This window comes from Heliorestis convoluta, assembly GCF_009649955.1.
GTDB lineage: Bacteria > Bacillota > Desulfitobacteriia > Heliobacteriales > Heliobacteriaceae > Heliorestis > Heliorestis convoluta.
In genome coordinates this window covers 56,191-77,588 of record NZ_CP045875.1, presented here as the reverse complement: position 1 = coordinate 77,588, position 21,398 = coordinate 56,191, and the positions used below count along the sequence as shown (strand labels likewise).

The 21,398-nt window shown below is 42.5% G+C and carries 20 protein-coding genes; 9 read left to right on the top strand and 11 right to left on the bottom strand.

Translation table 11 applies throughout. The features are described 5' to 3' along the window. Positions 1–3: 3 nt before the first annotated feature. From bioD to FTV88_RS00285, 9 genes are all read left to right on the top strand, one after another. The gene (bioD, locus tag FTV88_RS00325; protein ID WP_153723858.1) at positions 4–747 is read left to right on the top strand and encodes a dethiobiotin synthase; all 744 of its coding nucleotides are present in this window, start codon (positions 4–6) and stop codon (positions 745–747) included. Continuing rightward, on the top strand, positions 747–1,928 hold the full coding sequence (bioF, locus tag FTV88_RS00320) for an 8-amino-7-oxononanoate synthase (RefSeq protein WP_153723857.1): 1,182 nt from the start codon (positions 747–749) through the stop codon (positions 1,926–1,928). The genes bioD and bioF overlap by 1 nt, the downstream gene beginning before the upstream one ends. Before the next feature lie 58 nt (positions 1,929–1,986). After that, on the top strand, positions 1,987–2,820 hold the full coding sequence (locus FTV88_RS00315; RefSeq protein WP_162007819.1) for an alpha/beta fold hydrolase: 834 nt from the start codon (positions 1,987–1,989) through the stop codon (positions 2,818–2,820). Next, positions 2,813–3,673, top strand: a complete 861-nt coding sequence (gene bioC / locus FTV88_RS00310) for a malonyl-ACP O-methyltransferase BioC (protein WP_153723855.1) — start codon at positions 2,813–2,815, stop codon at positions 3,671–3,673. The genes FTV88_RS00315 and bioC overlap by 8 nt, the downstream gene beginning before the upstream one ends. 34 nt (positions 3,674–3,707) lie before the next feature. Then, on the top strand, positions 3,708–5,063 hold the full coding sequence (gene bioA / locus FTV88_RS00305; protein ID WP_153723854.1) for an adenosylmethionine--8-amino-7-oxononanoate transaminase: 1,356 nt from the start codon (positions 3,708–3,710) through the stop codon (positions 5,061–5,063). 203 nt (positions 5,064–5,266) lie between these two features. Further along, positions 5,267–5,797, top strand: a complete 531-nt coding sequence (locus FTV88_RS00300) for a carboxypeptidase regulatory-like domain-containing protein (protein WP_153723853.1) — start codon at positions 5,267–5,269, stop codon at positions 5,795–5,797. Next, positions 5,784–6,428, top strand: coding sequence for a cobalt transporter CbiM (gene cbiM, locus FTV88_RS00295; RefSeq protein WP_153723852.1), 645 nt, complete (start codon positions 5,784–5,786; stop codon positions 6,426–6,428). Before FTV88_RS00300 ends, cbiM begins: the two co-directional genes overlap by 14 nt. A gap of 107 nt (positions 6,429–6,535) precedes the next feature. Further along, positions 6,536–7,288 carry a cobalt ECF transporter T component CbiQ gene (gene cbiQ / locus FTV88_RS00290; RefSeq protein ID WP_153723851.1) on the top strand — a complete coding sequence of 251 codons (753 nt, stop codon included), beginning with the start codon at positions 6,536–6,538 and terminating at the stop codon, positions 7,286–7,288. A 120-nt stretch (positions 7,289–7,408) separates the two neighbouring features. Beyond that, the gene (locus FTV88_RS00285) at positions 7,409–8,170 is read left to right on the top strand and encodes an energy-coupling factor ABC transporter ATP-binding protein (RefSeq protein WP_153723850.1); all 762 of its coding nucleotides are present in this window, start codon (positions 7,409–7,411) and stop codon (positions 8,168–8,170) included. Between the two features lie 14 nt (positions 8,171–8,184). Here the strand turns inward: FTV88_RS00285 and FTV88_RS00280 are convergent, their stop codons facing one another. The 11 genes from FTV88_RS00280 to spoVAD form a co-directional block, all read right to left on the bottom strand. Continuing rightward, on the bottom strand, positions 8,185–11,883 hold the full coding sequence (locus FTV88_RS00280) for a chemotaxis protein CheB (RefSeq protein WP_162007818.1): 3,699 nt from the start codon (positions 11,881–11,883) through the stop codon (positions 8,185–8,187). 255 nt (positions 11,884–12,138) lie between these two features. Beyond that, positions 12,139–12,861 carry a GntR family transcriptional regulator gene (locus tag FTV88_RS00275; RefSeq protein WP_153723848.1) on the bottom strand — a complete coding sequence of 241 codons (723 nt, stop codon included), beginning with the start codon at positions 12,859–12,861 and terminating at the stop codon, positions 12,139–12,141. Between the two features lie 50 nt (positions 12,862–12,911). Further along, positions 12,912–13,847 (bottom strand): 1-phosphofructokinase, encoded by a 936-nt coding sequence (gene pfkB, locus FTV88_RS00270; protein ID WP_153723847.1) that lies wholly within the window; start codon positions 13,845–13,847, stop codon positions 12,912–12,914. Between the two features lie 29 nt (positions 13,848–13,876). Continuing rightward, on the bottom strand, positions 13,877–14,728 hold the full coding sequence (gene gatY / locus FTV88_RS00265) for a tagatose-bisphosphate aldolase subunit GatY (RefSeq protein WP_153723846.1): 852 nt from the start codon (positions 14,726–14,728) through the stop codon (positions 13,877–13,879). A gap of 18 nt (positions 14,729–14,746) precedes the next feature. Continuing rightward, complete coding sequence (locus FTV88_RS00260) at positions 14,747–15,688, bottom strand: sugar kinase (RefSeq protein ID WP_153726438.1); 942 nt, start codon at positions 15,686–15,688, stop codon at positions 14,747–14,749. A 27-nt stretch (positions 15,689–15,715) separates the two neighbouring features. Beyond that, positions 15,716–16,684 (bottom strand): ABC transporter permease, encoded by a 969-nt coding sequence (locus tag FTV88_RS00255; RefSeq protein ID WP_153723845.1) that lies wholly within the window; start codon positions 16,682–16,684, stop codon positions 15,716–15,718. Next, positions 16,659–18,185, bottom strand: coding sequence for a sugar ABC transporter ATP-binding protein (locus tag FTV88_RS00250; protein ID WP_243137212.1), 1,527 nt, complete (start codon positions 18,183–18,185; stop codon positions 16,659–16,661). The genes FTV88_RS00255 and FTV88_RS00250 overlap by 26 nt, the downstream gene beginning before the upstream one ends. A 143-nt stretch (positions 18,186–18,328) precedes the next feature. Further along, positions 18,329–19,291 carry a substrate-binding domain-containing protein gene (locus FTV88_RS00245; protein WP_153723843.1) on the bottom strand — a complete coding sequence of 321 codons (963 nt, stop codon included), beginning with the start codon at positions 19,289–19,291 and terminating at the stop codon, positions 18,329–18,331. Between the two features lie 171 nt (positions 19,292–19,462). Further along, the gene (locus tag FTV88_RS00240; RefSeq protein ID WP_162007817.1) at positions 19,463–19,963 is read right to left on the bottom strand and encodes a YhcN/YlaJ family sporulation lipoprotein; all 501 of its coding nucleotides are present in this window, start codon (positions 19,961–19,963) and stop codon (positions 19,463–19,465) included. 26 nt (positions 19,964–19,989) lie between these two features. Then, complete coding sequence (gene spoVAE, locus FTV88_RS00235) at positions 19,990–20,343, bottom strand: stage V sporulation protein AE (RefSeq protein ID WP_153723841.1); 354 nt, start codon at positions 20,341–20,343, stop codon at positions 19,990–19,992. Positions 20,344–20,357: 14 nt separating this feature from the next. After that, on the bottom strand, positions 20,358–21,371 hold the full coding sequence (gene spoVAD / locus FTV88_RS00230; protein ID WP_170285776.1) for a stage V sporulation protein AD: 1,014 nt from the start codon (positions 21,369–21,371) through the stop codon (positions 20,358–20,360). Between the last annotated feature and the right edge of the window lie 27 nt (positions 21,372–21,398).

Below are 21,398 nucleotides of genomic sequence, written 5' to 3'. Positions count from 1 at the left end.
ATCTTGACAAAAGCCATCTTTATCCTTGGAACCGACACCGATGTAGGCAAAACAGTCATATCAGCCGGCCTAATGTACCAATTTCTTCAAAAAGGCCATAACGCTTGCTATTTCAAACCGATTTCCAGCGGCGCCATTGAAAAAGAAGGGGAACTCTTCTCCTACGATCTTTCTTTCGTCAAAAAAGTATCGGGCCTTGATGAAGAGGATGATCGTATTAACCCCTTTCGCTATAAAACAGCCGTCTCACCGCACCTCGCTGCAAGAATGGAAAAGAAAAAAGTAGACATTCCAGCGATTGTAGAAACCTACAAGCAGCTAAAAGCACAATACGACGTCCTAATTGTAGAAGGCTGTGGCGGTCTTGCTGTTCCCTTAACAGAAGAAGGCTATATGCAATACGAACTCATCAAAGAATTAGACATAAGCTGCTTTCTCGTTACCAAAACAACCTTAGGAACTATCAATCATAGCTACTTAACTTGTAAAATGGCAGAGCAACTCGGCATCAAAATAGAAGGCCTTATCTTCAATAATTACCGAGGAAGCTTCTTAGAAAATGACAATATTAAAACGGTCAGTAAAATCACCCAGCTTCCCGTCTTAGCCGTTATACCAGCCATAGAGGCATTACAGGTAGAAAATCTAGAAGCCGGTAATCTTAAAGAAGTATTTACCCAGTTCAATTTTATGAAGATACAGGAGATAGAGGATCCAAGAGATAGCACAGGACGGATTGAAATATAATGTACAATTTCTCAGAAACCCTAGAGTCGCTACGCGCCAAAGACCTCTATCGAAAATTAAACTATCTGGAAGCAGCACAAGATCCCTACACAATCATTGAAGGTCAAAAAGTACTGCTGCTCTCATCGAACAATTACTTAGGCTTATGCAACGATGAGCGCATGAAAGAAGCTGCCATTCGTACAATTCAAGAATACGGCGTCGGTTCCGGTGGTTCACGCCTTACCACAGGGAGCTACAAGCTGCATCAAGAACTAGAAGAAAAGCTAGCTGCCTTCAAAGAAACAGAGAAAGCGATCGTCTTTAGCACAGGTTATGCTACCAATGTAGGAACTATCTCTGCGCTGGCCGATCCCGATTGGGTCATTTTTTGCGATCGTTTAAACCACGGCAGTATTATTGACGGCTGCCGCTTAAGTGGCGCGAAACTTGTCGTATATAAGCATTGTGACGTGGTCGATTTAGAAAAAAAGATAAAACGGTACCATAACAAAGGCAAAGGATTGATCATCACCGACGGTGTCTTTAGCATGGACGGTGACATAGCGCCTCTTCCGGAAATCGTAAGGTTGGCAAAAGAACACAACTTGCTAACCATGGTTGACGACGCCCATGGCACAGGTATTCTAGGTAAAAAAGGCAGTGGCACTGTTGCTCACTTTAATTTACAAGATCAAGTCGATATTCAAATGGGTACCTTAAGCAAAGCTTTTGCCAGCGAAGGCGGTTATATTGCCGGGAAGCAAAGCATGATAGACTACATTCGCCATAAAGCCAAAAGCTTCATCTACTCCACAGCACCGGCGCCACACACCATCGCCATTTCACTACAAGCGCTAGAAATTATTCAAAAGGAACCAGAACGGAGAAAAAGCCTCTTAGAGAAAGCACAGTGGTTTCGAGGTGAGCTCAATAACAACGGCTTCTCTGTCCCTATGGACAACAGCCCCATTATTCCGTTACAAGTAGGGGATGCTGACCTTGCTTTGCAATGGAGTAGAAAGCTTTTTGAAGAAGCCATCTATGTACCGGCAATTCGACCCCCTACGGTTCCCCAAGGCACCAGCCGCTTGCGCTATTCTATCATGGCTACCCATGACTACAAAGACCTGAAAAGGGCCATCGAAAAGACCTTGCAAGTTGGTAAAGATATCAGAAATAATTCAGAAAAGAAACAGTAGGGAATGTAGAAGTGCAGACAACCTCTTTGTAAAGATGATAGAGAAGATGGTAGAGACAATGGAAAAACATAAAATGAAAAAAAAGCAAAAATTAATCCTTCTTCCAGGCTGGTCTATGGACTCCAGGGTATGGTGTAAAGCAATTCCTCTTTTATCAGAAGACTATGAAGTCTATAGCTGTGACTGGTACGGCCTAAAAAGTGTAGAAGACTATTATCAACGGGCCTTCTCATTGATTCATGAAAAAGTGGCTCCTCAGGAATCCTTTTCTTTACTCGGCTGGTCTCTAGGAAGCCTTCTGGCCATTCAATTTGCTTTTCACTATAAGGCCGCGCAATCTCAATCTCAGTTTCAAGATCTCCCGCAGCTACCATCACATCCCCGTTCTCAGCTTCAGCAAATCATACTCGTCAGTGGAACGAGCCGTTTTACTAGAGACCGCAAAAGCAAGTACAACTGCGGGTTGCCTCCTCAGATTGTCGAAAAAATGAAAAGGGCTCTTACCCAAGACAAAGAAAAATGTTTACATAACTTTTATATCTCCATGTTCTCAGAAGTAGAGAAAGAGCAAGGCTACGATCAACAATTTATGGAAGAAAATCAAATTAACGCTGAACACTACGATCTAGGAACGTTGCTCGCTGGCCTTGACCTCCTACTTCAAGAAGATCTTCGACATGTTCTTCCCACCTTATCAACACCACTTATGCTGATTCAAGGAGACCAAGATACAGTTTGTCCTGAATCTGCCGCGGCGTATATTGCTACACACTGGAAAGGTCCTGTAGTTTTTCATTCCCTTGAAGGTGCCGGCCATATGCCCTTTTACACCAGGCCAGAAGATTTTGTGACAGTGATCAAGCGCCATGCGCTAAAGGAGAACCATGATTGACAAAAAAGTGCTGCGCATCAATTTTAGCCGCAACGCGGCCAATTATGACAACTACGCCAATGTACAAAAAAAAATGGCCCAAGATCTTCTTAATTTTTTCCTTGTCAAAGGAGACAAGGGACAAGAAGAAGATGGCCCTATAATCAGCAACAAAAATATCGACATTTTGGAAGTTGGCTGCGGCACCGGCTATTTAACAAAAAGGCTGTGTACCCTCTATCCAGAAGCTCAGATTACAGCTGTCGATATCGCCCCTGGCATGATTGACTATGCCCAGAAAAAACTGAACCACCAAAATCTCGACTTTCTCTGTGGCGATATTGAAGAGATCGGGATTCCTAAAAAGTTTGACCTTATTATTTCTAATGCCACTTTTCAATGGTTTAACCAGCCCGGTGAGACCCTTGCCAAGTTAGACTCTCTCTTAAAGCACCAGGGACTTCTCATTTTTTCAACCTTTGGTAACAAAACCTTTCAAGAGCTGCACCACTCCTACGCCAAAGCGAAAGAAATACTTCAACTTTCCACCGATGCCTCACCAGGACAGAATTTTTTCCATAGAGAGGAACTGCTCCAACTACTTCATGAAAAAGTAACAAGCAAAACTCCATCGCCGTACCACATTACAACCATGGAAAAAGAAGAAATAGAGTATTTTGCTTCGGTACGGGATTTTTTAAAGTCGATCAAAAAAGTGGGTGCTAGCAACAGCAACTGTAACCGTTTGGCTCATCCTACCTTGCTAAAAGAAATGATTCGAATATACGAACAAACCTATCATAGTAGCAACAAAACGCAAGCTACCTATCACTGTCTATATTTTAAAATTGAAAAACGAGAAGACTTGTCTTAGAGATACCTGTTAATACATTACGAGGTAAAAGCTTATGATTATGAAAGAACTTCAAAAAAAAGATTTACAATATATCTGGCACCCCTGCTCACAGATGAAAGACTACGAGGATTTTCCGCCCATTGTTATAGAAAAAGGAGAAGGCGCTTATCTGTATGACTTTACGGGTCATTCCTATTTAGATGCCGTTTCTTCCTGGTGGGTGAATCTTTTTGGTCATTGTAACCCGCGAATTAACAAGGCCATAAAAAAACAACTCGACCAGCTTGAACATGTGATATTCGCCAACTTCTCTCACCAACCCGCCATTGAGCTAGCAGAAAAAATTGTAGATATTACACCACCGGGGTTGAATAAAGTATTTTTTGCTGACAATGGGTCCTCGGCTGTTGAAGTGGCTCTCAAGCTAAGCTTTCAATATCATCAACAAGCAGGTCAACATAACAAGACGAAATTCGTTGCTTTAACAGATGCTTATCACGGTGAAACCGTAGGGGCCCTCTCTGTCGGTGATATTGATTTATACAACAAAATTTACAAGCCCATGCTTCTTGATACAATCAAAGTGCCTAGCCCTGATTGTTTCCGTTGCCCTTATGGCCAAGAGCGCTCTTCTTGTCAGGCTCCCTGCTTTGAGCAGATGGAAAGAGCCGTTGAAGCAAAGCACCATGAGATCTGTGCGGTTATTGTTGAACCACTGGTGCAAGCGGCCGCTGGCATGAAGATCTACCCTCCGCAATACTTATCAAAATTACGGGCTCTATGTAACCAATACAAGATCCACTTGATTGCTGACGAAATCGCCGTTGGCTTTGGACGAACAGGAAAAATGTTTGCTTGTGAGCATGCCAACATTTCGCCTGATATGATCTGTTTATCCAAAGGGCTCACAGGCGGCTATCTACCCCTATCTTTAGCCGTTGTTACCGATGAAATTTATCAAGCTTTTTATTGTGACTACAAAGAATTAAAAGCCTTCATGCACAGTCATAGCTATACAGGCAACCCTCTAGCTTGTGCAGCCGCTCTTGCTACATTGAAAATTTTTGAAGAAGACAATGTACTAGAGCAAAACAAAGCAAAGTCTGCCCAAATTAAAGAGCTCGTCCAATCCTTCGCCCATGGTCACCCCTACATTGGCGAGTTTCGACAAATCGGCATGATCGGGGCCCTAGAGCTGGTGCAAGACAAAGCGTCGAAAGAACCTTTTTCTTGGGACAAGCGCGTCGGATATCAGATCTACCAAAAAGCTTTGCAAGAAGGGTTGCTACTTAGGCCCTTAGGCAATGTTTTGTACTTTATGCCTCCTTATATTGTAAATGATAAAGATATTGAATTTATGGTCACAAAAGCGTTCCGGGCTATCAATCAATATTTCAATCTTCCATAATACAGTAGAGGCAGTTCTTCTGCGTTCTTGGCTTTAGGGATTTTATCAATGGCTTTGCCCGACCGCGAACATAACTGGTTGGCAGGAATTGTGGCATTCTTGTCGAATGGTTTATAATGGCGACTCTACTCCTTGTTACCTACAGGCGGAGTGGAGTTTTCTTTTTGTTGCTACGTTTTGTAAGAAGGAGTAGGGGTTTTTGAATGCGCTACTTTACAGGTAAGAAGTCTTTTCGTGAAAAGGTACGAAACATATTTGTCACTGCTGCTTTGGCTACGATTGTAGCTACGGCTGGCTATGGCCCTAGCGCTGCTACAGAAGCGTGGGCCCATGGAACGCGCTTGGAATATGAAGCTGATATTACCATTCATGTCCGAGCTGCTTATGATACGCAAGAACCGATGGATGGTGGACACTTCTTCGTCTTTAAGCCTGGCGCGTCAGAGCCCTGGTTAGAAGGACAATGTGATGACGACGGACGCTTTTCTTTTACACCTGATCGTGATGTTGCAGGGACTTATGTGGTGCAAGTACAACATACCGGCCACGGTGCTACCATCGACATTCCTGTCGGCGACAGTATGCCTTTAAAAGGGGTTCAGCAAGATGTATCGTCGTTGCAAAAAGCTGTTATGATCGGTTCTGTTCTCTGGGGCTTTGTTGGTACGGCTCTTTATTTCTCACGGCGTAAAGATCCTTTGCCACAAGGAGGAAAGAAAGATGCACATTCCTGATGGGATCTTGCCCCTCTCTGTTTCCTTGGCTGGGTACGGACTTGCGGCAGCTGGAACGGCTTATGCGCTTCGTAAGATTGGTCAACAGGACGATCCTAGAGCTGGTGTTCCTAAGGCAGCGCTTTTTACAGCCGCCTTTTTTGTTGCTTCTCTCATTCATATTCCCATTCCACCTACCAGTGTTCACTTGATTCTTGGCGGGTTAATGGGTGTTATGCTTGGCTATTATGCGATGCCTGCTATTTTGATTGGATTGTTTTTTCAGGCTACAATGTTTCAACATGGTGGTATAACCACGTTAGGCATTAACGCTTGCCTTGTCGGCATTCCAGCCTTGGCAAGTCACTTTCTCTTTCAGTTACGCCATCGCCCTAGCTGGAGAAAAAACAAAACCCTTTTGGGTGTTTTAGGCTTTCTAGGCGGAAGCGTTGGTGTATTGCTGACAACGGTTATGGCGACTTTCTTGTTGCTAACGATGTTACCAGCTCATCTAAATAATGAAGTAATCCGAGCTGGCGTTTATGTTATGGCTTTATCTCATTTGCCTTTGGCATTGATTGAAGGTGCGATTACAGCCATGGTTGTAACTTTTTTGCTGCGTGTTAAGCCTTCTCTTCTCGATAATCCTTGAATGTAGAAACCTATGAAACTTTTCCGTACCAAAATGAATCAACAATTTTTCTTGATGCCTGCCGAAAAAGGTACCTGGATTCGAATCGCTAGGGGAGGTGAGCCTTCGTGGGCCTAAAGCTTGATCCCTACGTTGCTGGGCATCGGTGGCTACACCGTTGGGATCCCCGCTACAAGTTTCTAGGTTTTATGGTGTTGATTTTTGCCTTTGCTCTCGTTCAAAATGTTCTCGTTCTGCCAGCTATGTTGCTTGTAACGGTCTTTTTGTTTTTCTCTTCTTCTCTGCCTTTTCAACTTTGGCTCTCTCGAATTAAAGTGCCTGCTTTTTTTCTTTTGGCTTTAGCGTTGCTATTGCCTTTTTTTGCAGGGGAAAAAATTCTTTGGCAAGCCGGTCCTTTTGCCCTTCGCCTAGAAGGATTGGTTGCCTTTTTGCTTATTGCTGGGAAGCTCACTTCGATCCTCACACTGGTCTTGGTGCTTTTTGGAACTACACCGATGTTGATGATTTTAAAAGCAATGCGCCATCTAGGCCTTCCTGAGTTAATGGCTGATATGGTTCACTTTACATACCGCTATTTGTTTCAGTTGCAAGAGGATTATGAACGTCAATCGACGGCAGCAAGATTGCGAGGGTATCGCAGTGATTCCATCGCTTCTATTACAACGACCTCTTACCTCTTAGGCTCCCTGCTTGTACGTAGCTATGATCAAGCAGAACGAGTCTACAAAGCGATGCGACTTCGCGGTTACGGTCAACATGCTTTTTATATTCATCCTTTTCAAAGCCAGCCCAAAGATTTATGGCTTTTTGCTGCTACGACAATGATAGCCCTTGCTTTTGCTTTTTTGGGCTATCCCTAATCAGATTCAACTCCCTCTTTTCTTTCGATAAGAGGGAGGACGATAAAGGTGAAAAGGGCATCGAGGCCTTCTTTATCGTGGTTTATCTTGGTAGTATTTTATCTGCAAGGAGTTGAAGCAATGGAAGCCGCGCTGATAATAAAAAATCTCTCTTTTCGCTATGAAGAAGAGAGATCTATATTGCATGATTTACATCTAACCCTTGCTGCAGGGGAGCGAGTCGGTTTAATCGGACCCAACGGTGCTGGTAAAACGACTCTTTTTTTACTTTTAGGTGCGATTCTCAAGCCAACGAAAGGTTCTGTCTCTCTTTTTGACAAAGCCGTTCTTCCTGGTGCTTTTTATCCTGAACTCGGCATGGTCTTTCAAAACACAAATGATCAGCTCTTTTGTCCTTCTGTTCGAGAAGATATTGCCTTTGGCCCGATGAATATGGGGCTTTCAGAGAAAGAAGTGGCTCGACGAGTCGAAGAAGCAAGTGCCTTAACAGGGATTGAAGGACTGCTGGATAGAGCGCCTCACCATCTTTCAGGCGGGGAAAAACGCATGGCTGCCATTGCTGGGATTATAGCCATGGGTTCTCGCCTTCTTTTATTAGATGAGCCTTCGGCAAATCTTGATATGCGCTATCGCCGACGTTTGATCAATCTGTTACAACAGCGTGATTGTGCGATGCTTCTAGCTTCTCACGATCTCGAAATGGTGCTTGAACTTTGCGATCGCGTTCTTCTACTTGCCGAGGGTGCCTTCCAAGCCGAGGGTGCTCCTCGAGAAGTATTGTCTGAGCACTCTCTGCTTGAGAAATATGGTCTGGAAGTGCCTTATTCGCTTCGTTCTTGCTTGAATCGTGAGCACTGTCCCAGAGACAAAGCAATCCGATAAATAAGGCTCACTTCTTATTCCCTCATTCTCCATAACAAAGCATAAAATTGTTCTAAGGACAGTGGTTTGGCCAGTACCTCTTGGGCGTAGCATTGCCATTCACCAGACAGTTGTATTTCTACGGCATCTCGACTTACGAGGACTACTTTCGGAGGAACTGCTTCTTCTTTGGATAATGCCGATATAATATCTCGTCCTTCCCCGTCAGAAAGCTGTAGTTCCATTAAGAGCAAATCAAACTGTACTTTTTGAGCTTGTTCTAGGGCTTCCTTTACAGTGGAAGCCGTTATCACTTCACTGCCTATTGCCATTAATGCTTGACGACAAAGAACCGTTGAGGTTCTGTCATCATCGGCAATAAGTACTTTCTTGCTAAGCCAATTGGGTCGCAACATTTCTTGTGTAATTGGATTGGATTTATTTGATTTATCCTCCATTTTCTTCAGAAAACGTACAGGAAGCCGGGTTGTCACTGTTGTTCCCTGTCCCTGCTCTGATTCAATTTCTATGGTTCCATTCATGGTTTTCACCATTTTTTCTGTAATCGCCATCCCTAGGCCTGAGCCGGTGATGGCTTTTACTTTTCTGTTGCGATAAAAAGGGTTAAAGATTTGCTCTACTGTTTCTTGAGACATACCGATGCCTTTGTCTTTCACCAACAAGACCAAGTCGTCGTCTTCTTTTTTCATCTGTAGAGATACCTCTCCACCGCTTTTGGAGTATTTGATAGCATTGTCAAGCAAATTAAGCAGAACCTGACAAGTCTTGGAGAAATCGCATTCAATGAGACAATGGGAGGGAACTTCATCATATTCTAGGTATCGGATTTGCGCACGTTTGGCTTTATAAGCAATTACAGCATTAATTTGTTCTAGCAGTTGTGCAGAAGAGAAGACTTTGTTCTCAATCGTTTTTTTGCCTAGCTCTATGGCTGACAATTCTAAGACTTGTGTTAATACTTCATTAAGGCTAACGGCGGCTTTGTAAGTCGTTTCAAAAAGAAGTTGTAACTCATTGTCATCGTTTTTAAGGTTCTGCCATTCACTGCAAGATTCGATACCCAGTTGACTCATGCCTAAAATGACATTCAGGGATCCTCGCAGATCGTGAGATAGTTCGGCGATAAACTGTGTCTTAAGGTGATTGGCTTTTTCTGCATTGGTCTTCGCTTCTGCCAGCTCTTCGACCAATTGATGCTCTTTGAGCAGGGCCTTTTGTAGTTGATGTTGTAATTCATATTGCTCCGTAATATCGTAGGCCACAATTAAGATACCCATGACGGTAACATTGTCTTTGAGCAGTGGCACATAATCAATATTTAGTTTTTTATGCTGCCAAGTGGCAACAGTGCGTATTATATTGACTTCTTCACCAGCGGCGCATCGTTCTACGTACTGGCGTAGATCATCAAAAATCGGTGGTACATTCAGCACAAAAAAGTTACGCTGCAAAGCACGATAGACAGGAATATCAAAAAGATGAACAGCGGCGGGATTCCATTCCATAACAATGCCTTCTAAGTCTACAGCGATAACAGCCACATTGATGCAAGAGAGAACACTGTTTTTTAAGTTAGAAACATTTTGTAATTCAATGGACCGTACATCAAGTTCTTCGTTGATGGTCTCTAGCTCTTCATTGGTCGCTTCAAGCTCTTCGTTGATTGTTTCTAATTCTTCATTCGATGCTTCTAGCTCTTCGTTCGTTGTTTCTAATTCTTCATTGGCTGCTTGAAGTTCTTCATTCGTTGTTTCTAGCTCTTCCACAGTCGCTTGCAATTCTTCACTCAATGTTAGAGCATCATTCAGCTCTCGTTCCATATGGGTCTTTTGATTTGCTTTTAGGGAGTAGGCTTCCTCTCTTTTATGTATGGGGCAATAGAGAAGTACGAGGGTGCTCTCTTTGCTTCTTTCATCAAGGAAAGCTTGCAGAGAATAATAGCGATAGCTATCACGATAGGGTAATTCAACTTTTTCATAGGTTGGAACTATCCCTGTGTGGAAGGCTTCTCGAAATGCTTGAGTTTTTTCTTCTTCTAAGATGTTGAAAATTATTGTTTCTCCATCGATGGTGCCTTCTGGTTGAATCAACCCAAGACCTTGAAAGATTTCTTTGGCTCGACGGTTATAGAAAAGTACATGTAAGTGGTTATTCAGTGCAATCATTGGAAAGGGGATATTTTCTAGTACAATTTCACGAATATGCTCATCCCTTTGTTGCACCTTGCTAGGCGCCGTTTCTATCCAATTGTTGCGACTTCGTATAGGTAGTACTCGGTGCGTCGAGGCAAACTGGTTCTGATAAATCCGCCAACGTCTGTCGATAACCTTGAAGTAAGCAGGTAGAATAGATGTGGTTTCAGACTTTCCAAGGAAAAGGAAGCCTTGAGGATTGATTGCATAGTGCAGTTTGCTCAATACCTTTTTTTGCAATTCTTTTTCAAAATAGATCAGCAAATTGCGACAAATAACAAGATCAACTTTGGCTATAGGTGGTGCAGAAATGACATCTTGCACACCAAAAATGATCCAAGAGCGGATTTCTTTTTTTACCTTGCAGTAATCACCATAATCCGTCATGAATTTTTTTCGATAGTCTTCAGGAAGGCTTGCCATTTTAGCATCTATATACAAGCCTCGTCGGGCTTCTAGGATAGCTGCTTCGTCAATATCGGTAGCGTAAATTTTGACATCTAGTTTTTTTCCTGTTTGCTCCAATAAGTCAGCTACCATAAAAGCTACCGAATAAACTTCTTCGCCTGTAGAGCAGCCGACAGACCAGATTCGCAAACTTTCTCCATCATCTTTTTTTTCAACCAGCGATCTTAGGCAATTTTGGCGCAAAGATGCAAAGGCTTCATCATCTCGCATAAAGTGCGTTACATTAATTAATAGATCGTTATGAAGCTCTGCCAGCTCTTGAGGATTGTTACGCAAGTAGTCTATATATTCTTTGATGCTATTTAATTGAAGGTAGGTCATCCTTTTGCGCACACGCCGTTTGAAAGTAGATCGGCGATAGTTAAAGAAGTCTACTTTTTGATGGGTTCTCAACAAATCGATGATTTCCAGGTGTTCATCGATGGTCAGTTCCTTCCGTACCGACTCGGGATCTTCAATAATTTGGGATACTACTTTAGATATTTCATTGGTAGGTAAGATAAAGTCTATGGCACCTGTGTTAATCGCGTTTTGAGGCATGGCATTATAGCAGCTATTGGTAGACTCCTGGGCAATGGTAAAACCGCCATTTTCTTTAATGGTTACAATTCCATTGCTACCATCAGAACCTGTGCCTGAAAGTATTAATCCTATCGTTCTTGCACCAAAAACTTCAGATGTTGATTCGAAAAGCACATCGATGGAAGGTCGTGCAAAGTTCACTTTCTCTGATTGGGCATCTAGAACGATTCGATGACCTTGTAAATAGATATGATGATTGGGCGTAGCCACATAGATGGTTCCGCCTTCAACAATCTTATTGTTAACCGCTTCTTGCACATCCATCGCAGAAGCTCTTTTTAAGATGGATGTCAAATGTGAGGGATAGCGGGGAGAAAGATGTTGCACCACTAGTACAACGAGCTTTTCATTGGGTGTCAGTGTACTTAACACTTCTTGAATAACTCGCAATCCCCCTGCCGATGCACCGATGGCAAGCACCCAGAGATTTTCAGAAGTATTATTTGTATGGTCTACGTCACCTTTATGCATGAAAGCCCTCCTTCTTCTGAAATCTTTCGTCTGATAAAAGTGAAAGCCTGTAATGTCTGTATAAGTCAGTTCTTCAAAATCTATTCTATGCATCTTCAAAGATTGCACTTGTAGGGACTAATGCTATTTTATCATACTATTTACTTCAATTGCCCAAAATCTTCAAAAAAGTATTTTCACTTTTCTTTTTTGATGATGTCCTAAAAAAGAAAAAGGGCCTTTGCTTTCCCTGCAAATTGCCCTTTGTCGCGTCTTTCATCGATGTAGTTTCAGAGAAAACTTATACTTATTACCTCTAAAATAACTTTTCATGTAATGTACTTGCTGTCCATTATCAAGAAACAATTTGGTTCTCACTAATAATAGAGGGGAAAACAGGGGTAGACCCAAGAGTTCTGCTGTTTTTTCTGTGACTAAAACAGCTTCTACTGTTTCGCTGGCATAACCGATTTTTAAGTCTTTTTCTTGTTCATAAAATTGAAGCAACGATGTTCTTGCCTTTTCTTCCGGTAGCTCAGGAACAATTTTTTGCGATATAAAGACCATTTCATAAGCTAAGGGCAATTGATCAACTTTTCTTATTCTTCGCACCTTGATTACAGGATTCTTTTCATCGATCGTCAGCCGATTGGCAATGCTTTTAGAGGCTTCTTGATACTCTAGGGAGAGTACCTCATTCACTAAATTCTTTCCTATATAAGCCATATCTTCAGAAAAACTTGTGTATCGATTCTCTTTGATAATTAAGTTCCTATCTTTAACGAAGGTGCCTTTACCGGGAATCCGATAGAGATAACCTTGGTTGACAAGATTGCCTATCGCTTGACGCACCGTGTGCCTACTGACACCGAGGCGTTCAATGAACTCTCGTTCTGATGGGATCAATTTATCAATTTTGAAAGTATTGTTTTCTATTTGTGCTTTGACCCATTCTTCAATCTGATAGTAGATTGGACTTTTTGAGTTTTTATCGATCATAAACTTTCCCTACCTATCCTCTCCTTTTTTTGCACAATTTGTGCCAGTTTTTATTGTAGTCTTTTCACCACAATTTGCCTATAGATTGTTGAAAATTGTTCCATGTCGAGCGTTCCGGTTTTGTTATTCATTGCATTAACAACGCCACAAGTACTGCCAATGCGTAACATTTCTTCGTAGCATTCTTGTCGTAGAATCGCCCAAGCCATGCCCGCTATCATGGCATCACCAGAACCGACAGGGCTTTTTACCTCTACAGAAGGAATCTGTACACGGTATAGCGCATTGCCACAACGAGCCATTGATCCCTGGGCTCCCAGTGAAAGAATACTATTTTCGATGCCAAAAGTTTGTAGTTCTTGCAATGCCTGCGCAGCATCTTCTTCTGATTCGATTTTCTTGGACAGAAGCTCTTCTAATTCTGAAAGATTGGGTTTGATAAGATAGGGCGATGCTTTGATTGCTTCAGAAAAGGCTTCTCCACTCGTATCAACAAGGGTTAGAATTTTTTTTGCTTTCGCCTTCTCAACAATGCTCTTGTAAAAATCTTTTTGTAAACCTCCTGGTAGGCTTCCTGATATAGTAAGCACTTTTATGGCCTCTTGTTCGATCAAGTCAGTGAGCAAAGACAAAAATTGTTCCCTTTCTTGCGGGGAAATGGTAGGGCCTGCTTCTAGTAACTCCGTTTGTTGTCCCTGTTCATCTACGATGGCTAGGCAATTTCTTGTGTCTTCTTTAATAGGAACAAAAGCAGAATGAAGGGCCATTTTTTGTAGTTCTTTTGCAATAAATTGACCTGTCAATCCACCTAAAAATCCTGTAGCCACAACGGAAGCTCCGAGTTGCTGCAGCACTCTTGAGACATTAAGGCCTTTGCCTCCCGCTGTTTTATAATAGCGCTGACTGCGATTGGAAGCATTGACTTGAAAAGTCTTAACATAGTAGCAAGTATCGACAGCAGGATTTAAGGTAAGGGTCAAGATCATACTCTTCGACTTCCTTTTCTTTTCTCTGCTTAGGCTTTTCCTTGGCTTCCACAAAGCAAGATCTTTTCTTGCACCACCTGTTGAATTGCATTTTTCGCTGGTAAAAAGTATTTTCTGGGATCACTTTCTTGCGGATGCGCCTTTAAGTAGTCTCGCAGAGCTTCTGTAAAAGGTATTTTTAGTTCTGTGGCTATGTTGACTTTGCATATGCCTAGCTCAACAGCCCGGATAATCGCTTGGTCAGGTACGCCAGAAGCACCGTGCAGAACGAGAGGCACTTCTACTAGTGCGCGGATCGCTTTGAGTCGTTCAAAGTCAAGCTTCGGTTCAGCTTTGTAGAGGCCATGGGCTGTTCCAATGGCCACAGCAAGAGAGTCAATGCTTGTTCTCTCGACAAACTCCTTTGCTGACAGTGGATCCGTTAGGGTTGCTTCGTTCTCTTTGACACTGATATGTTCTTCCATGCCACCGAGTCTTCCCAGTTCTGCTTCTACAGTACCGCCTAGAGCTTGTACGTAGTGAACGACTTCTTGAACTTTTCTTACGTTTTCTTCAAAAGGATCATGGGAAGCATCGATCATGACAGAGCGGCAACCTATATCGACGGATGGGCGAATATCTTCAAAGCTTTCGTGGTGATCAAGGTGAAAGGTTACGGGGACTTTGCTTTGTTGGGCTAGTTCTTTGATAATGGCAGTTATATAGGGTCGTCCATTAAAGGAGAGCGTTCCAGGCGTTGCAGCGAGAATCACGGGACTTTGCATGGCTTCGGCACCTTGTACGACGGCCAGCGCTGTTTCTAAGTTATGAATGTTGAAAGCCGGAACAGCATAGCCTTTTTTTTGGGCTTGGTGCAGCATATGTTTTGTCGATAGGAGCATAAAGGGCCACCTCACTTTTTATGAATATTTGTCTTGATAGATCTTCTTTAGTTCTGCCAGTGAAGTGTTTCCTTCCATGGGTCCTTTCTGCGTAACGGCTCTTGCACCTGCGATATTGGCAAGGTAGAGGGCTTCGACAGGCGCTATGCCCTGATTCAGGCAGGATACGAAGGTGCCGGCAAAGCAGTCGCCTGCGCCTGTAGGATCAACTTCTTCTACCTTCAGTGCTTCGACATGGATTTTCTTATTTTCGATATAAAGGGAAGCGCCGCGGCGGCCTCTTTTGATCAGGACCATCTGGGCCTTTTGGGAGAGCAAGTGTCTGATGATTTCTTGCTCATCTTCTACACCTGTTAGATAGTAGAGCTCATCTTCTCCTGCTAAAATGATTTGCGATTGTTCTAAGATGGTGACAAGATTTTTTCTTTTGCTTTCATTGGTAATGATTTCTTTGCGTACGTTGGGATCAAAGGTAATGGCGCTTCCTTTTTTCTGTGCCCATTCGATACCTTTAATAATGGCCTGGTGAATTCCCTCATTAAAGATGGCAGATCCCATGATGTGAAAATATTTGCAGTCTTGAAACAGCGTTTCTTCTATGTCTGATGCTTCGATGGTGCCGCATGCAGCATTGGCAATGTGAAAAAGAAAGTCGCGGCTGCCATCGTCGTTGTAGGTTACAAAGGCAACGCCTGTCGTAGCGTTGGGTAATACTTTGATTTTAGAAATATTGACACCATTTTGGTGCAATCGATCGATATTGATTTTACCAAAGCCATCGTTGCCGACGGCGCCAACAATCATGGTGTCACTGCCACAGCGAGCGGCTTGATCGATGAAAATGGCTGGCGCTCCGCTGGGAAAAGGGCCAACCCATTCTCCGCTTTGATGGAACCGTTGTCCCACATTTTTTGCCATAATTTCAACGAGAATTTCTCCAATGGTAATGATTTGAGCCATTGTATCACTCATTTCCTAGGTAATTAATTATTTGGCTAGCAGTCGTTCTTTGTTTCTGACATCAATAAAGACAGCGATGATGATGATTAAGCCTTTGACGATTTGTTGATAGAAGTAAGGCATGCCGATTAGGTTCATACCATTGTTGATAACACCCATAATTAAGGCGCCTATGAATGTTCCGATTACGGTTCCATAACCGCCTGATAAGCTTGTCCCGCCTAAGACAGTAGCGGCAATGGCATCTAACTCGTAGCCGATGGCCACATTCGGTTGGGCTGAGTAAAGTCGTGCGCTGAGGAGAATACTACTAACAGCTGCAGCAAGACCGGTGATCATAAAAATTTTCATTTGCAATCTTTTGATATTAATGCCTACATATTCAGCAGCAACGCGGTTGCCTCCCACTATCTTGGCTTGTCGGCCAAACTTGGTCTTGGAAAGCAGAATATGAGCGGCTAGCAACAAAACGAGTACGACGACAACAGGAACTGGAATGGTATCAAAAATCTTGCCATTCCCTAGAAATAAGATAAAAGAGTTTTCAATTTGAATTGGTCTTGCATCAGTGATGGCATAGCCGATGCCGCGGAAGATGCCCATGGCGGCTACAGTGACGATAAACGTAGGAATGCGGAATTTTGCACTAATCATGCCGTTAAATAAGCCTGCTAAAGCACCGACGGCGAGGACAATCACAATGGAGACAAAAGCACTTTGGCCGCTCGAGAGCATAACACCAAGGACAATACCACAAAGAGCTACAATAGAGCCGACAGATAAGTCAATTTCTCCGATCATTAAGACAAATGTCATGCCAAAAGCCAGGATGGCAATAATTGATACTTGGGAGAGAATGGTTAGCAAGTTGTTCGTTTGAAGAAAATGGGGGCTGAGAAAAGAAAATAGAATCATCAAGCCGATCAAAGCGAGGAAGACACCGCTGTAGCTTTTGAATAATTTTTTCTGACTAAGCCAGTTCTTTAGTTTGTCCATGGCGATCACCTCTTCCGATAATATGTGTCATGATTTCTTCTTGTGTTGTTTGCTTTGGATCTAATTCAGCAATAATTCGTTTTTCATTGATAACGAGCAAGCGATCAGATACGTTCAAGATTTCTGGTAGATCGGAAGAGATAATGATAATCCCAACACCTTTTCTAGCCAGTTCGATCATAAGTTTATAGATTTCATATTTAGCACCTACATCAATACCACGGGTAGGTTCGTCTAAAATTAAGACTTCTGGATCGATTTCAAACCATTTGGCTAGGACAATTTTTTGCTGATTGCCACCACTGAGCTTGTTGACAGTCTGATAAAAAGTAGGTGTCTTAATCCGAAGATCTTTAATATGTTGGCTCGTCACTTCTACTTCTTTTTCCTTGTCAATCATGCGGAACTTGTTCAAAAATCTTCCCAAGTTGGCCATGGTCACATTTTCATAGACACCTGCTGACAAGACGAGTCCTTCATTTTTTCGATCTTCTGTGACGAATGCAATGTTATGTTCAATCGCTTGAAAAGGATCTTTCACCTTGATTTCTTTGCCTTTCATGTACATGTGGCCGCTCTCTTTTTTGATAATCCCGAAAATTCCTTTGGCGATTTCTGTTCTACCTGAGCCCATAAGACCGTATAAGCCAACAATTTCTCCAGGCCTGACAAAAAAGGAAACATCGTAAAAATACTTCTCTTTTCGGTAATTTTTGATTTCTAACAGTTTTTCATCTTTTACATAGTGAAAGTCTTTGTTAGGGTAGACTTGGTTCATTTCTCGGCCAACCATCATTTTTATCAGTTCTTCTGACGTCGTTTTTTCTGTTGCTACTGTTCCAATATACTGACCGTCTCGCAATACACTGATCGAGTCCGTAATGGCAAAGATTTCTTCCATCCGATGGGTAATGTAGATCATGGAAGCACCTTCGTTTTTATATTTTTGAATAATTGTAAAAAGTTTTTCTGTTTCTTTACTACTTAACGCAGAAGTCGGTTCATCCATAATAATGATTTTTGGATTTGTTGATAATGCTTTGGCGATTTCAACCATCTGTTGATTTGATATTGATAGATCTTTCACCATTGCTGTGGGAGAAATATCTATATCCAATTCCTTAAAAAGATTTTGCGTCATTGCAATCATTTTCTGATCATCAATTAAGCCAAAGCGGGTCGGTTCTTGAAAGGCATAAATGTTTTCAGCCACTGTTAGGTTAGGGCATAAGCTTAACTCTTGATAAATAATACTGATGCCTAACTCTTTGGCATGGTTTACATCTTGAATTTCAACTTTTTGCTCAGCCAAATAGATCTCGCCGCCATCTGGCTTGTAAGAGCCAGCGAGAATTTTCATTAGCGTAGATTTGCCTGCACCATTTTCACCGAGTAGACCGAGAACTTGTCCTTTTTCTAGTTCTAAGTTGACACCACTTAGTGCAACTACGCCAGGAAAGATTTTTTTTATTCCTTTCATTGATAATATTTTTTTTATCATTATTCACACTCATTTCTACTTGTGCAAACTCTTTTACTTGGGAATGTGGCTTTCGGCTGATAAAAATTGAAGAAATATCGAGTGCCGATATTTCTTCAATTTTTGGTCTATTCAGTTATCCTTTTTATCTTCTTTTTGTTGTTTTACTGTACGTTAACAATTACTTTTCCATCTTCTACCTTTACATCTACGAAACCTTGTCCATGGATGTATAGACCTGGTGTTACGGGAATTTCTTTCTCCACAGCTTCACCTTTTGCAAGTTTTATAGCGTTAATTACGCCTTCAGAACCCATTCTGTCAGGATATTGAACGACAACAGCTTTGAATGCGTTGTCTTGATCGACAGAGTTTCTGGCTTCTTCGAGTCCATCAAAACCAACAACGATGGCATTGGAGTTTCTTTCTGTAATGGCTGCATTGGCTGCAATGGCCATATCATCACCAAATCCAAAGATGCCTTTTAGATTGGCCTGTCCCGTGAGCATATCTTCAGACGCAGACTTCGCTTCTTGGCGAGTTCGGCCTGGTAATTCTGTAACGATAGTTAAGCCGGGATGGGTCGCTGCAATTTTCTTAAATCCATCAATGCGGTCACGAACGGATTGTACTTCGGGGTATGTAATTAGAGCAATGTCTCCCTGGCCGTTTAGATACTGCGCCATGGCCTCTGCAGCAATCATACCACCACTGTAGTTGTCTGTTGCAATGTGAGAATCTACTTCTACATCATTGGCTTTAATATCAACAGTAACGACAGGAATGTTCGCCGCTTTGGCTTTTAAGATAGCACCTTTGACGCCGTCAGAGTCTACGGGGGTGATAATGATAGCGTCGACACCTTTGTTGATAAAATCTTCAATGGCAGAGATTTGTCGGTTTAAGTCTTGGTCGGCAACAGAAACGTCGATGGCTACATTTTGCTTTGCGGCTTCTTCTTCAAGGGCTGTTTTGATAGAAACATAGAAGGGATGTGACTGTGTTAGAATAGAGGCACCAATACGGATCTGATCGTCTTCTGGGTCTGCTGCGGTGGATGAGCAGCCTGCGATTGCTAAACTCAGCACTAGCAGGACACTAAGGAGAAGGGCTAGCTTTTTCTTCATCACGAATCCTCCTTGCTTTCTTACGCATACTTGTGAAAGTTTCTGCGATAACTAGATTATACATATAACTGGTACGGACGTCCATATGTGTTTGCAATTTTTTTTATAACTAAGTAAAAGAAGGGAACGGCTCTGTTATATCTTTACAACAGAACCGTTCCCTTCTTTTACTTACAGCTTGTCAATCTGATGATTAATTACGCGAATCTTGGCTTCTATTTCTGGGGTGATGATAGCTTCTTGTTCCCCTTGTTGTGTTTCTATTTGCCGTATTTGGTGAAATATTTTTTTGTCAGTCGTAACATGAATGCGATATCCTTCATAATTTTCTAAGACTTCTTCTGCGAGTTGATTGCGTATCGAACGAAGACGCAATCGATCAAAGCCCGTTACTTTTAAGGCTGTTGAAATGTCTTTATCAATGACTACAGCAGTACTATCTTTAACGCCTTTTACATTCATGGCCTTGTTTTTAATATCTTCAACAATATCAGGATGATAAAGTACAGGGTCTCCACTAACATTGGAGTGGAACTCTACTTTTTTTCTTTCTTCAGGTATACCGCAGCCTGTAAATAAAATCGACGTTAGAAGGAAAAGAATCGAGAGTATGAACAATTTTGGCACTTTCTGCAGATTGTATCGTTTCTCTATTCTTGAATCGCTAGACATGCCCATCACCTGCTTCTATGTTTTCCCTACCCTTTTGGCTTGGCAAGTAGGGCTGCAAAGAATCCGAAAATGATAGCTGCCGATATACCGGCGCTGGTAACTTCAAAAATACCTGTAATAATTCCGATTAGGCCTGTCCTTTCGGCTTCTTGCAACGCTCCTTTCACGAGAGCGTTGCCAAAGCTGGTAATGGGTACAGTAGCACCAGCGCCTGCAAAGTCAATCAGCGGTTCATAAAGGCCAAGCCCTCCAAGTACAGCACCAACAACGACAAGGGTGGTCATGGTATGAGCTGGTGTGAGCTTGGCTACATCAAACATCAATTGACCAATGACACAAATGAGCCCTCCCACTACAAAAGCCCAGAAAAAAGTCTCCATCCTCACCTCTCCTTTTATGGTTCATACTCAATTGAGACAGCATGAGCAATGCAAGGAATCGATTCTTTTTGTTGATAACTGATGGGAGAAAGGAGGGCCCCTGTAGCAACGATAAGAACTTTTCGCAGTTCTCCTTTTTTCATTCTGTTTAAGATATGACCATAGGTGACAGTGGCCGAGCAAGCGCAGCCGCTAGCACCAGCCATGACTTGACGATCTTTTTCGCGATCGTAAATGAGGAGACCACAATCTGTAAAAATTTCATCTGGAATGTCTATACGGTGTTTTTTCAAAAGATCGCGTAAAATGGTATGACCTACAATGGCCAAATCACCTGTTGCAATTAGGTCATACTCTTCCGGTTTAATTCTTCGATCACGAAAATGGGCCGTAATGGTGTCGGCCGCCGCTGGTGCCATGGCTGCTCCCATATTAAAGGGATCACTAATTCCCATATCGACGACACGACCGATGGTAGCGGATGTCACTTTGGGTCCTGTGCCTTCTGATCCAAGTAAACAGGCGGCAGCACCTGTAACCGTCCATTGTGCCGTTGGTGGCTTTTGAGAACCGTATTCCGTTGGGTAGCGAAATTGCTTTTCCGCGGCTGCATTATGACTGGATGTGCCAGATAGAACATATTTGGCCGCACCGCTATTTACCAGCAAAGCACTCATGGCCAATCCTTCCATGGAAGAAGAGCAGGCACCGAAAATCCCAAGATAGGGAATGGATAAGGTGCGAGCTGTAAAGCTGCTCGAGATATCCTGGTTCATTAAGTCTCCACTAAAGAAAAACTGAATGTCTGTTTTTTGTAAGCCTGCATCTCGAATGGCAATCTCACAAGCTTCTTCAAGCATTTTCTTTTCTGCTTTTTCAAAGCTATCTTGCCCTACGTAAATATCGCCATGAAGTAAAGAAAAGTCTTCTGCCAGCGGTCCCCGGGCTTCGAAAGGACCTCCAACGACGCCCGTGGAGAGGATAGCTGGCTTTTTGTCAAAAACCCAAGTTTGATGTCCTTGTAACATTTTACGATCCTCCAACAGGGCAAGGGT

Coding starts and splice junctions, on each gene's coding strand:
- FTV88_RS00255 (WP_153723845.1), bottom strand. CDS start 16,684: ATGGACAAACTAAAGAACTGGCTTAGTCAGAAAAAATTATTCAAAAGC.
- FTV88_RS00285 (WP_153723850.1), top strand. CDS start 7,409: ATGGAAGCCGCGCTGATAATAAAAAATCTCTCTTTTCGCTATGAAGAA.
- bioF (WP_153723857.1), top strand. CDS start 747: ATGTACAATTTCTCAGAAACCCTAGAGTCGCTACGCGCCAAAGACCTC.
- FTV88_RS00245 (WP_153723843.1), bottom strand. CDS start 19,291: ATGAAGAAAAAGCTAGCCCTTCTCCTTAGTGTCCTGCTAGTGCTGAGT.
- FTV88_RS00275 (WP_153723848.1), bottom strand. CDS start 12,861: ATGATCGATAAAAACTCAAAAAGTCCAATCTACTATCAGATTGAAGAA.
- FTV88_RS00260 (WP_153726438.1), bottom strand. CDS start 15,688: ATGGCTCAAATCATTACCATTGGAGAAATTCTCGTTGAAATTATGGCA.
- cbiM (WP_153723852.1), top strand. CDS start 5,784: ATGCACATTCCTGATGGGATCTTGCCCCTCTCTGTTTCCTTGGCTGGG.
- bioA (WP_153723854.1), top strand. CDS start 3,708: ATGATTATGAAAGAACTTCAAAAAAAAGATTTACAATATATCTGGCAC.
- FTV88_RS00300 (WP_153723853.1), top strand. CDS start 5,267: ATGCGCTACTTTACAGGTAAGAAGTCTTTTCGTGAAAAGGTACGAAAC.
- spoVAE (WP_153723841.1), bottom strand. CDS start 20,343: ATGGAGACTTTTTTCTGGGCTTTTGTAGTGGGAGGGCTCATTTGTGTC.
- FTV88_RS00315 (WP_162007819.1), top strand. CDS start 1,987: ATGGAAAAACATAAAATGAAAAAAAAGCAAAAATTAATCCTTCTTCCA.
- bioC (WP_153723855.1), top strand. CDS start 2,813: ATGATTGACAAAAAAGTGCTGCGCATCAATTTTAGCCGCAACGCGGCC.
- FTV88_RS00250 (WP_243137212.1), bottom strand. CDS start 18,185: ATGATAAAAAAAATATTATCAATGAAAGGAATAAAAAAAATCTTTCCT.
- gatY (WP_153723846.1), bottom strand. CDS start 14,728: ATGCTCCTATCGACAAAACATATGCTGCACCAAGCCCAAAAAAAAGGC.
- FTV88_RS00240 (WP_162007817.1), bottom strand. CDS start 19,963: ATGTCTAGCGATTCAAGAATAGAGAAACGATACAATCTGCAGAAAGTG.
- spoVAD (WP_170285776.1), bottom strand. CDS start 21,371: ATGTTACAAGGACATCAAACTTGGGTTTTTGACAAAAAGCCAGCTATC.
- FTV88_RS00280 (WP_162007818.1), bottom strand. CDS start 11,883: ATGCATAAAGGTGACGTAGACCATACAAATAATACTTCTGAAAATCTC.
- pfkB (WP_153723847.1), bottom strand. CDS start 13,847: ATGATCTTGACCCTTACCTTAAATCCTGCTGTCGATACTTGCTACTAT.